We start from the raw sequence: 12,218 nt of genomic DNA, 5'->3' as shown, positions 1-12,218 counted from the left end.
CCTGTTGCGCGGCGGCAAAGCGCGGCGGGCGGCGTCCGGAAGAAGGTTGAAGAGGGCTGCCGTCATGATAGCGCGGAGTCTGCCCTGGCCCCGGAGCGAACACCATAACAGGAAAGTAAAATCAATAAGGAGAACACGTGCCAAAGTACCCGGTCATGTGCTTGATATCTGTGTTGCTTGCGGCACCTGCAGCCTATGCGGCCAACGTGCGGCTGCAGGTGGAGGGGTTAAGCGGAGAGTTGGAAAAAAACGTCCGGGTGCGGCTGTCGTCGATCACGCCTGAAGAGGTCGGCACCGACGGTCGCTTCCGCGCACGGGTGGATGAGGCGGTGCGCCAGGGGCTGCGCGCGCTCGGTTATTACCAGCCGACCATCGAGTTTACGCTGGACGATCGGCCGGGGATGTCGCGTCCGGTGCTGCATGCCAAGGTCAATCCGGGCGAACCGGTGCGCATCGCCGGCGCCAACATCGTGCTGGAAGGTGGCGCGAAGACCGATGAGGACTACCTGGCGCTGGTAAAGAAGGATCGGCCGACCATCGGCGAGATCCTCAACCACGGCAAGTATGACAGTTTCAAAGGCTCGCTGACCGGCCTGGCGCTGCGCAAAGGCTACTTCGACGCCGACATGACCAAAAGCCAGCTCGGCGTGGCAGAAGATCTGCACAAGGCGTTTTGGGATATCGATTTCAACAGCGGCGAACGTTACCGCTTCGGCAAGGTGAAATTCACCGGTTCGCAAATCCGCGAAGACTATCTGCAAAATCTGGTGCCCTTTCATCAGGGGGATTACTACAGTTCGGAGGATTTGGCCGAGCTGAACCGCCGTTTGTCCGCCACCAACTGGTTCAACTCGGTGGTGGTGTCCCCTGATTTCAACGATGCCAAAGAGAACAAGATTTTGCCGTTGGACGCGCTGGTAACGCCGCGTACGCGCAATACCATCGAAACCGGTATCGGTTACTCCACCGACGTCGGCCCGCGGGTGAAAGGCACCTGGAAAAAGCCCTGGCTCAACGATCGCGGCCACAGCCTGGAAACCAGCGCCAGCCTGTCGGCGCCGGAGCAGCAGCTGGATCTGACCTATAAGATCCCGCTGCTGAAGAATCCGCTGGAGCAGTATTACCTGCTGCAGGGCGGGCTCAAGAACGTCGATCTTAACGACACCAAATCCGTGACCTCCAAAGTGGTGGCTTCGCGCAACTGGGATCTCTCCAGCGGCTGGCAGCGGGCGATCAACCTGACCTGGCGCTGGGATAACTTTACCCAGGGCAACGTCAGCAACACCACCATGCTGCTGTACCCCGGCGTCAGCTTCAACCGCACCCGCTCGCGCGGCGGCCTGATGCCGACCTGGGGCGACAGCCAGCGCTACTCCATCGACGTATCCGACACCACCTGGGGCTCGGGCGTGGACTTCGCGCTGATGCAGGCGCAGAACGTCTGGATCCGCACGCTTGCCGACAAGCATCGTTTCGTGGCGCGCGGGCAGGTGGGATGGATAGAAACCAACGACTTCGACAAGGTGCCGCCGGATTTGCGCTTCTTCGCCGGCGGTGACCGCAGCATTCGCGGCTACAAGTACAAAGACATTTCTCCGCGCGGCGACGACGGCAAGCTGACCGGCGCCTCCAAGATGCTGACCGGCTCGCTGGAGTATCAATACAACGTGACCGGCAAATGGTGGGGGGCGATGTTCGTCGATTCCGGTGAAGCGGTGAACGATATCAAGCAGAGCAACTTCAAGACCGGCGCCGGCGTAGGCGTACGCTGGCAGTCGCCGGTGGGGCCGGTGAAGCTGGATATCGCCGCGCCCGTGGGAGACAAGGACACTCACGGGATGCAGTTCTACATCGGTTTGGGGCCTGAACTATGAGCCTGGTTAAAAAGATTTGTCTCGGATTTCTGGTCGTTCTGCTGCTGCTGATCGGCGGACTGGCCTTTCTGGTGGGGACCACCACCGGTTTGCATATCGTCATCAACGGCGCGGCGCGCTGGGTGCCGGGGCTGGAGATCGCCGGCGTCAGCGGCGGCTGGCGCGATCTGACGCTGAAGGGCGTGAAGTATCAGATGCCGGGCGTGACGGTCAACGCCGGGCAATTCCATCTGTCCCTCGATCTCTCCTGCTTTAAACGCAGCTCGCTGTGCGTCAACGCCTTGACTGCTCAGGACGTGGACGTGGCGGTGAACACCAAAGAGATGGCGCCCTCCGCGCCGGTGGAGGAGAGCAGCGAGCCGACCACCAATCTCAGTACGCCTTATCCGATCACCCTGCGCCTGTTGGCGCTGAACAACGTCAAGGTCACCGTCGACGACACCGCCATTTCTCTGGCCGAGTTCCGCACCGGCGCACAGTGGCAAGAGCGTGCGCTGACGCTGATGCCGACCAAGATCGGCTCGTTGCTGATCGCCTTGCCGAAAACGCCGCAAAATCCGTTGCCGGAAGCGGTGCAACCGGCGGTCGAGGTGGCGAAAAAGGTCGGTGAGCAGGTTACCGACGCGGCGAAACCGGCGCCGCAGCCGGAAGAGAAGCCGCTTGGCGAAACGCTGAAGGAACTGTTCGCTAAACCGCTGTTGCCGGATCTGCCGGACATCCGCCTGCCGCTGGATATCACCGTGAAAGAGATCAGCGGCGAACAGCTGCGCTTGACCGGCGATACCGACGTGCTGATCACGAGTCTGTTGCTGCAGGCCAGCACGCAGGATCAGCATATCCAGCTGGACAACTTCGACGTGAAGTCGCCGCAGGGTACGCTGTCGGTGCAGGGGCAGGCGACCCTGACCGGCGATTGGCCGGTGGCCCTGACCGCCAACAGCGCGTTGAACATCGACCCGTTGAAGGGCGAGAAGGTGAAGCTGAACATCGGCGGCGGGTTGCGTGATGAGCTGAAGGTCGCGCTGAACCTGTCCGGCCCGGTCGGCGCCCAGCTCGATGTGCAAACCCGGCTGGCCGAAGCCGGCCTGCCGCTGGCGCTGACGCTGCAGAGCAAACAGCTGAAATGGCCGCTGAGCGGCGAGGCGCAGTACCAGATTAACGATTTCCGCCTGCGCTTTAACGGCAAGGCGACCGACTATGCGTTGTCGACGCGCGCCAATCTGAAAGGTCAGGATCTGCCGCCGGCGGTGCTGACGCTGGACGGCAAAGGCAACGTCGAGCAGTTCAAGCTGGAGCGCCTGCGGCTGGCGGCGCTGCAGGGCAATACCGATCTCACCGCGCTGGTGGACTGGAGCAAGGCCATCAGCTGGAACTCGCAATTGACGCTGAGCGGCATCAATACCGCCAAGCAGTGGCCGGAATGGCCGGCGAAACTCGACGGCAAGATCACCACGCGCGGCAGCCTGCACGGCGGCAGCTGGCAGCTGCAGGTGCCGGTGCTGCAGCTGGACGGCAACGTGAAGCAGAACAAGGTCACGGCGCGCGGCACGCTGAGCGGCAACGCCGCCGGGCAGTGGAAAATCCCCGGCATCGATCTGACGTTGGGGCGCAACCAGCTGAACGTCAAAGGACAGCTGGACGAGAAGAGCTGGAACCTGGACGCCAACATCGACGCGCCGCGTCTGGACGGCGCGCTGCCGGGCCTGGGCGGCACCGCCAAAGGGCTGCTGAAGCTGCGCGGCAATCTGCAGGCACCTCAGCTGCTGGCGGATTTGACCGCCTCCGGTTTGCAGTGGCAGGCGCTGCGCATCAACCGGGTGAAGATCGACGGTGACGTGCGCTCCACGGATCAGATCCAGGGGCAGTTGGCGGTTCGCGTCGAGCAGCTGAAGCAGGACGCGCTGGAAGTCAGCCTGCTGACCCTGGACGCCAAAGGCAGCGAGAAGCAGCATCAGCTGCAGTTGAAGATCGACGGTAAGCCGGTCTCCGGCCAGCTGGCGCTGCAGGGCAGCTTCGATCGTCAGCAGCAGCGCTGGCGCGGCAATCTGAACAATACCCGCTTCGATACGCCGGTGGGGGAGTGGCGCCTGACGCGCGCCATCGCGCTGGACTACCTGAACACCGCGCAGAAAATCAGCATCGGGCCGCACTGTTGGCAGAACCCGAATGCCGAGCTGTGCGTGCCGAAGACCATCGAAGCCGGCCAGAGCGGCCAGGCCAGCGTGGTGCTCAACCGGTTCGATCTGGCGATGATCAAGCCGTTCCTCGGCCCGGAGACCGCCCTGAGCGGCGTGTTCACCGGCCGGGCCGACGTCAGCTGGAAACCGGGCGGCGCGCTGCCGGAGGCGAAGGTCACGTTGGCCGGCAACGGCGTCAAGGTGGTGCAGCAGGTGCAGGGCAACGCGCTGCCGATCGCCTTCGATACGCTGACCCTCAACGCCGGTCTGAACAACGGCCGCGCGCAGGCCGACTGGCGGATCAAACTGACCAACAACGGCCAGTTCGACGGCAATATCCAGGTGGCGGATCCGCAGGTGCGGCGCACCATCAGCGGCAACGTCAATATCACCAACATCTCGCTGGCGCTGATCAACCCGGCGCTGATGAAGGGCGAAAGCGCGGCGGGCATGCTGAACGCCAACCTGCGTCTGGGCGGCAGCGCGCAGAAGCCGCTGGTGTTCGGGCGTCTGGCGTTGGATCGGGCGAAGGTGCAGGGCCACTGGATGCCGTTCGATATGACCGACGCGCGGCTGGCGGTGAATTTCAATGGCATGACCTCGACGCTGGAAGGGCTGCTCAGCACCACGCGCGGCCAGCTGAATCTGGCGGGCGATGCCGACTGGCGTGACATCAACGCCTGGCGTGCGCGCATTGCCGCCAAGGGCGACAAGCTGCGGGTGACGGTGCCGCCGATGATCCGCATCGACGTGTCGCCGGATCTGGTGTTCGAAGCCACGCCGCAGCTGTTCTCGCTCAACGGCAAGGTCGACATCCCTTGGGCGCGCATCACGGTGCAGGAGCTGCCGGAAAGCGCGGTGGGCGTCTCTTCCGACGAAGTGATGCTGGACGACCAGCTGAAGCCGATTCAACCGAAGACCGCCTCGATTCCGATCAACAGCAACCTGATGATCCACGTCGGCAATGACGTGCGGCTGGACGCCTTCGGCCTCAAAGCCCGCCTGAAGGGTGATTTGAAAGTGGTGCAGGACAAGAAAGGGCTGGGCCTCAACGGCCAGATTGACATCCCTTCCGGTCGCTTCCATGCTTATGGTCAGGATTTGATCGTGCGTAAAGGGCAGCTGATGTTCTCCGGCCCGCCGGATCAGCCGCTGCTCAATATCGAAGCGATCCGCAACCCGGAATCCACCGAGGACGACGTGACCGCCGGCGTGCGCGTGACCGGCCTGGCGGATGCGCCGAAGCTGGAAGTGTTCTCCGATCCGGCCAAATCGCAACAGGAAGCCCTGTCTTATCTGCTGCGCGGCCAGGGCTTGAACAGCTCAGGCGCCGACGGCAACGCCATGACGTCGATGTTAATCGGCATGGGGGTTGCACAAAGTGGTCAACTTGTGGGTAAAATCGGCGAGGCATTCGGCGTGAGTAATTTGGCTCTGGACACTCAAGGGGTTGGCGACAATTCCCAGGTTGTCGTGAGCGGCTATGTCCTCCCAGGCTTACAAGTAAAATATGGGGTGGGCATTTTCGACTCGCTGGCCACGCTGACGTTGCGTTATCGCCTGATGCCTAAGTTGTATCTTGAAGCGGTGTCTGGTCTCGACCAGGCATTAGATTTGCTCTATCAGTTTGAGTTTTAGCGATGCGAATAATTGTCTACGGCAGTTTACGACGCAAACAGGGAAACAGCCATTGGATGACCAACGCCCAATGGCTCGGCGAGCACGAGCTCGAAGGCTATCAGATTTACAATCTGGGCCATTACCCGGCGGCGATCCCTGGAGAGGGCACGATACATTGCGAGGTGTATCGTATTAACTCATCGATTCTGGCAGAGCTGGACGAACTGAAAAGCAACACCAAGGACTATAAGCGCGAGCTGATTCAGACGCCTTATGGGAGTGCGTGGATCTACCTGTACAAACACAGCGTGGACGGTTACCCGCGAATTACCAGCGGTGACTGGCTGAAGCGTCTCGAAGAACAGTAAGAAAAAAAACACCGCTCAATGAGCGGTGTTTTTTCATCGGACGGCGGCTGGAATTACTTCTTGGCAGCGCGTTCGAAGGAGGCGATGATTTCCGCTTTAGCCGCGGCAGCGTCTGCCCAGCCTTCCACTTTCACCCATTTGCCTTTTTCCAGATCTTTGTAGTGCTCGAAGAAGTGAGCGATCTGGGCTTTCAGCAGTTCCGGCAGGTCGTTCACGTCTTTCACGTGATCGTACTCTTTGGTCAGCTTGCTGTGCGGCACCGCAACCAGCTTGGCGTCTTCACCGGCTTCGTCGGTCATTTTCAGCACGCCAACCGGACGGCAGCGGATCACGGAGCCCGGCTGCAGCGGGTATGGGGTTGGAACCAGCACGTCAACCGGGTCACCGTCCAGAGACAGGGTGTGGTTGATGTAGCCGTAGTTGCACGGGTAGAACATCGCGGTGGACATGAAACGGTCAACGAACAGTGCGCCGGTTTCTTTGTCGATTTCGTATTTGATTGGATCGGCGTTGGCCGGGATTTCGATTACTACGTAGATGTCTTCCGGCAGGTCTTTGCCAGCAGGGACCAGATTCAAGCTCATGTCGGTTTCCTTTAATCATCAAACCAGAAATGGAGTGGCGGCTATTATAGCGGACTCTTTTGCGATTTCCTGCCCTTTTCATCGTCGAAAACCCCGCGCGCCGACGCAGGGATAATTTCCAGATTAATCCCGCCGCGGCATGAAGTTTTGCCTCCGCCTGCCGATAACTTCAACAAACAATAATGAGCCAGCAAAGCTGGCTCCGCGTTTTGCCACCCCTACTACGTCTGATCTCACTATTCTGAAGCCGGGAAGAACTCATGCTAAAAAAGATTACGGTGAAGGCTGGGCTGATCGCCCTGCTGAGCCTGATGACCATGCTGCTGATCATGGTCAGCGTTATTGGCGTCAACGCGATTAACGAAGGATCGCGCTCGATCCATACCTTAAACCAGATCCTCGGCGAAGAGCTGGGCTCGCTGGCCAACAGCTCCAACCTGACGCTGCGCGCCCGAACCGCCGCCTCGCTGGCGGTGCGCCAACGGGAGATCGGCCAGACTGATGTCTCCGACGCCACCGTGGGCCGCATCTACGGCTACCTCGAGCAGTCGAACAAGGAAATGGCGCGCTTTGTCGGCGTCGGCACCGTGACCGAGCGCGGCCGCGAACTCTCCAGCCGCCTGCAAAACAGCTATCGCGCCTATCTGGAGCAGGGCGTGAAGCCGATGGCCGCCGCCATCAAGGCCGGCAAGATCGATGAGTATTACCATATCCAGGAGACGCGCATTTCCGCCTTGAGCATCGCGTTTGAAAAGGATCTCACCGATTTCCGCAGCTTCGCCATGAAGCTCGGCGAGAAGCAGGTGTATGAGGCGGAAAGCAACGCCAGCACCAAGATCTCGCTGATCGTGGTGGCGGGCCTGCTCAGCGTGCTGTTGGCGTTGCTGGCCTGGTTCGCGCTGCGCGTGATCATTTTGCGTCCGCTGGATGAGTCCATCGCGCAGCTGGAACACATCGCCGGCGGCGATCTGACCCACGAGATCCGCGGCGAGGGCGATACCGAGATGGGGCGCCTGGTGCGGGCGATGCAGCGCATGCAGCAGGCGCTGGCCAGTTCGGTCAGCAAAGTGCGCGACGCCAGCAGCCAGATCGACACCGGTTCGCGCGAACTGGCGGCCGGCAACCTGCATCTGGCGCAGCGCACCGAAGAATCGGCCGCGTCGCTGGAAGAGACCGCCGCCAGCATGGAACAGCTGACCTCGACGGTGAAAATGAACGCCGAGAACTGTGAACAGGCCAACCAGCTGGCGCTGAGCGTGTCCGATATCGCCAACCAGGGCAGTGAGGTGGTCAGCCAGGTGATGAGCAAGATGCAGGCGATCACCGACAGTTCGCGCCGCATCGCCGATATCATCAGCGTGATGGACGGCATCGCCTTCCAGACCAACATCCTGGCGCTGAACGCGGCGGTGGAAGCCGCGCGCGCCGGCGAACAGGGCCGCGGTTTCGCGGTGGTGGCCGGTGAAGTGCGCAACCTGGCGCAGCGCAGCGCCCAGTCGGCGAAAGAGATCAAAGGGCTGATCGAAGCGTCGCAAAACCGGGTGCAGGAAGGCGAACAGATGGTGGAGTCGGCGGCGCAGACCATGAGCGGCATCACCGGTGAAGTGGGCCGGGTGACGGCGTTGATGCGTGAGATCTCGGCGGCGACGCGCGAACAAAGCAGCGGTATCGAACAGGTGAACCTGGCGGTGGCGCAGATGGATCAGGTGGCGCAACAGAATGCGGCGCTGGTGGAGGAGTCTGCGGCGGCGACGCGCTCGCTGGAAGATCAGGCTCAGCTGCTGGCGCAGAGCATGGCGGCGTTCAAGCTGTAAGGCAATAAGGGTTCGGCAAGGCGCCGAACCCTGGCAAAGAACGCGTTACTCGTCCGGGTTTTCGGCGATGAAGCGTTCTGCGTCTTCCACCATCGACTTGGTGCCGACGAAGAATGGCGCGCGCTGGTGCAGTTTCACCGGCGTGATGTCCAGAATGCGGTTTTTGCCGTCGCTGGCCTTGCCGCCGGCCTGTTCGGCCAGGAACGCCATCGGGTTGCATTCGTACAGCAGGCGCAGCTTGCCTTGCGGGTGGCTGGCGGTGCTTGGGTAGATGTAGATGCCGCCTTTCAGCAGGTTGCGGTGGAAGTCCGCCACCAGAGAACCGATGTAGCGCGAGGTGTAAGGGCGCTGCGTCGCTTCATCCTGCTCCTGGCAGTACTTGATGTATTTCTTCACGCCGAGAGGGAACTTGATGTAGTTGCCTTCGTTGATGGAATACATGTTGCCGCTCGCCGGGAAACGCACTTTCTCGTGAGAGAGACAGAACACGCCCAGAGACGGATCGTACGTGAAGGCGTGGACGCCGTAACCGGTGGTGTACACCAGCATGGTGGACGAACCGTAAACCACGTAACCCGCTGCGACCTGGGCGCTGCCCGGCTGCAGGAAGTCTTCTTCGGTCACCGGCGTGCCGACCGGCGTGATGCGACGATAGATAGAGAAAATCGTACCGACCGAGACGTTGACATCAATGTTGGACGAACCGTCCAACGGATCCATCAATACGACATACTTGGCATTTTCAGCTCGCTCGCCGTCGAATATCACGATTTCATCTTCTTCTTCGGAAGCGATACCCGCAACTTCACCACGCGCTTTCAACGCCGCTTTCAGTTTTTCGTTCGCGTACAGGTCCAGTTTCATCTGAACTTCGCCCTGTACGTTGGACACCCCGCTGGTCCCCAGAATATCAACCAGGCCGGCCTTGTTGATGTCGCGGTGAATGATTTTGGCGCCCAGTTTAATGGCAGAAAGTAACGCGGTCAGCTCGCCGGTGGCGTGCGAGAAGTCGTGCTGTTTCTCGACGATAAATTCGCCTAACGTTTTCATGACACAATCCCTGAATCTACGGATGGATAGCGGCCTGTTAACAAACCGCCAACGTTTTCGCGAGCAGTGTAGCCCAAAGATGCGCGCCATTCATAGGCAAATCCATTTCTTCTGGACGATTCTGAGCGTTAGAATATGCCGACATTCGATGCACTCACATGAGAAACCTATGCGCATTCACATTCTTGGGATCTGTGGCACCTTTATGGGCGGGCTGGCGATGCTGGCGCGCTCACTGGGGCATGACGTCACCGGTTCGGACGCCAACGTCTATCCGCCGATGAGCACGCTGCTGGAGAACCAGGGGATCGATCTTATTCAGGGTTATGATCCGGCCCAGCTGGATCCGGCGCCGGATCTGGTGATCATCGGCAACGCCATGACGCGCGGCAACCCGTGCGTGGAGGCGGTGCTGGAGCGTGGTATCCCTTACGTTTCCGGCCCGCAGTGGCTGCACGACGCCGTGTTGCGCGATCGCTGGGTACTGGCGGTCGCCGGCACCCACGGCAAAACCACCACCGCCGGCATGGCGACCTGGATCCTCGAAGCCTGCGGCTACCAGCCGGGCTTCGTCATCGGCGGCGTGCCGGGCAACTTCGACGTCTCGGCTCGCCTCGGCGGCAGCCCGTTCTTCGTGATCGAGGCCGACGAGTATGACTGCGCGTTCTTCGACAAGCGCTCCAAGTTCGTGCACTACAGCCCGCGCACGCTGATCATGAACAACCTGGAGTTCGACCACGCCGATATCTTCGACGATCTGAAAGCCATTCAGAAACAATTCCACCACCTGGTGCGCCTGGTGCCGGGCAAAGGCAAGATCATCCTGCCGGACAACGACAGCCACCTGAAGCAGGTGATGGCGATGGGCTGCTGGAGCGAACAGGAGCTGGTGGGCGAAGAGGGCACCTGGCGCGCGCAGAAGCTGACGCCGGACGCCAGTCATTACGCGGTGTTCCTCGACGGCGAGCAGGTTGGCGAAGTGAACTGGGCGCTGGTGGGCGAGCACAACATGCATAACGGCCTGATGGCCATCGCGGCGACCCGTCACGTTGGCGTGCAGCCGGCGGACGCCTGCCGCGCCTTGGGCGACTTCATCAACGCCCGTCGCCGCCTGGAGCTGCGTGGCGAAGCCAACGGCGTCACGGTCTACGACGATTTCGCGCACCACCCGACGGCGATCCTGGCCACTCTGGCCGCGCTGCGCGGCAAGGTAGGCGGCACGGCGCGCATTCTGGCGGTGCTGGAGCCGCGATCCAACACCATGAAAATGGGCATCAGCAAAAACGATCTGGCGCCTTCGCTCGGCCGTGCCGATGAAGTGTTCCTGTTCCAGCCGCATCACATTCCGTGGCAGGTTGCGGAAGTGGCGGATGCCTGCGTGCAGCCGGCGCACTGGAGCGCGGATCTCGACACGCTGGTGGAGATGGTGGTGAAAACCGCACAGCCGGGCGACCACATTCTGGTGATGAGCAACGGCGGTTTCGGCGGCATTCACGATCGCCTGTTGGACGCGTTGGCGAAAAAGCAGGAACCGAAGGTGACCTACTGATTGTTCAGCCGCATAAGCCAACCTAAGGGCCGCATTCGCGGCCTTTTTTACGCCCATAAAAAAGCCCTCGCGAGCGAGGGCAACGGGGTTCGTCGGATAGGACGACGAGAGGGTCTCTGGGAAATCGGCGTTTGCGTCAGAACTCGGCAGTGGCAGTGACGAGGGTAATCAGCTCTGCAAAGCCGTTCCCAGAGTTGTTATTTGTAAATCTCGGCGGTGGCGTGGTAGTTGCCTTCGTTACGCGCTTCGATCACGCGGTAGGCGGTCGCGCCTTTAGCATCGGCTTTCTCCGACAGCGCCTGGCGAATGTCGGTCGGTGCGCCGTCGATACCGCTGACGGTAATGGTGCCGATAGATTGCAGATTGGCGGTCTGATCGTTAGTCACCAACTGGGCGGCAGACGCGCCAAAGGAGATGACAGACAGCAAACCGAGTGCAGCGAGAGTAGTTTTCATGTTCATGATAGCGATCCTTGGTCATAACAGCCTGGAAGGGCTTGGCAGCGATTTTTATTCTTGAAGGCCGTTATGACAGCGTTTGATTCCAGAGATGTATTGCCCGTTGCCGGGTAATGCCGGTACTTATTTGTAGATTTCAGCGGTCGCGTGGAAGTTGCCGTCGTTGCGCGCTTCGATCACGCGGTAAGCGGTCGCCCCTTTGGCGTCGGCTTTATCGGACAGCGCCTGACGAATGTCGGAAGGCGCAGCGGCGACGCCGCTCACGGTGATCACACCGGCGGGCTGCAGTTTTGCGGCCTGGGTTGCGTCAACAGATTGTGCTGCGAATGCGCCAAAGGAAAGCATGGACAGAACGCTCAGGGTTGCAACGGTAGCTTTAATTTTCATCATCTCACCTCATCTTATTCTTTTATCAGTTCCAACTAACTGTGATTCAGTTCACGAAAATGAGTATACAGCTAGTAACGCCAAAAATTAATAGTTCGCTAACAGTTGCTAGTGAAACTTTAAACCGATGAACCTTATTTTTTATAACTACAAGGAATAAAAAACGCTCATAAAACGATCTTTCGATGTTAAATTTATGTAATTTCAATAAGGTAAGTGCTTTTGACCAAAAGTGCGGAAGATCACAGTGGGTACTGCTGGTTACATGGATATGTCATGGAAATGTGTTGTTGCGGGATAAAAAAGCAGTGTTAAACGCGGTTGAAGGCCGGAAAGG

At 60.1% G+C, this 12,218-nt stretch carries 9 protein-coding genes; 5 read left to right on the top strand and 4 right to left on the bottom strand.

Features of this window, described 5'->3' with window-relative positions; genetic code table 11:
• Window positions 1–155: 155 nt before the first annotated feature.
• From tamA to ACSBQS_RS16155, 3 genes are read left to right on the top strand one after another with little or no spacing between them, the layout of a single operon-like run.
• Window positions 156–1,874: an autotransporter assembly complex protein TamA gene (gene tamA / locus ACSBQS_RS16165; RefSeq protein ID WP_405052940.1), complete on the top strand. Its 1,719-nt coding sequence runs from the start codon at window positions 156–158 to the stop codon at window positions 1,872–1,874.
• On the top strand, window positions 1,871–5,689 hold the full coding sequence (gene tamB, locus ACSBQS_RS16160; protein WP_434991158.1) for an autotransporter assembly complex protein TamB: 3,819 nt from the start codon (window positions 1,871–1,873) through the stop codon (window positions 5,687–5,689). The genes tamA and tamB overlap by 4 nt, the downstream gene beginning before the upstream one ends.
• 2 nt (window positions 5,690–5,691) lie before the next feature.
• A complete protein-coding gene (locus ACSBQS_RS16155) occupies window positions 5,692–6,039 on the top strand; it encodes a gamma-glutamylcyclotransferase family protein (RefSeq protein WP_025159589.1) in 348 nt (115 codons plus the stop codon).
• A gap of 53 nt (window positions 6,040–6,092) precedes the next feature.
• On the opposite strand, the gene ppa is transcribed toward ACSBQS_RS16155, so the two are convergent.
• Complete coding sequence (gene ppa / locus ACSBQS_RS16150; protein WP_004933594.1) at window positions 6,093–6,623, bottom strand: inorganic diphosphatase; 531 nt, start codon at window positions 6,621–6,623, stop codon at window positions 6,093–6,095.
• 260 nt (window positions 6,624–6,883) lie between these two features.
• Between ppa and ACSBQS_RS16145 the strand changes: the two genes are divergently transcribed.
• Window positions 6,884–8,437: a methyl-accepting chemotaxis protein gene (locus ACSBQS_RS16145; RefSeq protein ID WP_033651483.1), complete on the top strand. Its 1,554-nt coding sequence runs from the start codon at window positions 6,884–6,886 to the stop codon at window positions 8,435–8,437.
• A gap of 45 nt (window positions 8,438–8,482) precedes the next feature.
• Here ACSBQS_RS16145 and fbp read toward each other — a convergent pair whose 3' ends face one another.
• Window positions 8,483–9,487: a class 1 fructose-bisphosphatase gene (gene fbp / locus ACSBQS_RS16140; protein ID WP_004933587.1), complete on the bottom strand. Its 1,005-nt coding sequence runs from the start codon at window positions 9,485–9,487 to the stop codon at window positions 8,483–8,485.
• Window positions 9,488–9,656: 169 nt separating this feature from the next.
• Between fbp and mpl the strand changes: the two genes are divergently transcribed.
• Window positions 9,657–11,036, top strand: coding sequence for a UDP-N-acetylmuramate:L-alanyl-gamma-D-glutamyl-meso-diaminopimelate ligase (gene mpl / locus ACSBQS_RS16135; RefSeq protein ID WP_033651482.1), 1,380 nt, complete (start codon window positions 9,657–9,659; stop codon window positions 11,034–11,036).
• Between the two features lie 197 nt (window positions 11,037–11,233).
• Here mpl and yhcN (ACSBQS_RS16130) read toward each other — a convergent pair whose 3' ends face one another.
• Both yhcN (ACSBQS_RS16130) and yhcN (ACSBQS_RS16125) read right to left on the bottom strand, forming a co-directional pair.
• Window positions 11,234–11,497, bottom strand: a complete 264-nt coding sequence (yhcN, locus tag ACSBQS_RS16130) for a peroxide/acid stress response protein YhcN (RefSeq protein ID WP_025305042.1) — start codon at window positions 11,495–11,497, stop codon at window positions 11,234–11,236.
• 120 nt (window positions 11,498–11,617) lie between these two features.
• Window positions 11,618–11,881, bottom strand: a complete 264-nt coding sequence (gene yhcN, locus ACSBQS_RS16125; protein WP_004933574.1) for a peroxide/acid stress response protein YhcN — start codon at window positions 11,879–11,881, stop codon at window positions 11,618–11,620.
• Window positions 11,882–12,218 lie beyond the last annotated feature (337 nt).

The sequence above is a fragment of the Serratia sp. H402Y genome (assembly GCF_051172415.1).
GTDB classification, from domain to species: Bacteria; Pseudomonadota; Gammaproteobacteria; order Enterobacterales; family Enterobacteriaceae; genus Serratia; species Serratia ureilytica.
This window is presented reverse-complemented; position numbering and strand designations above follow the sequence as displayed.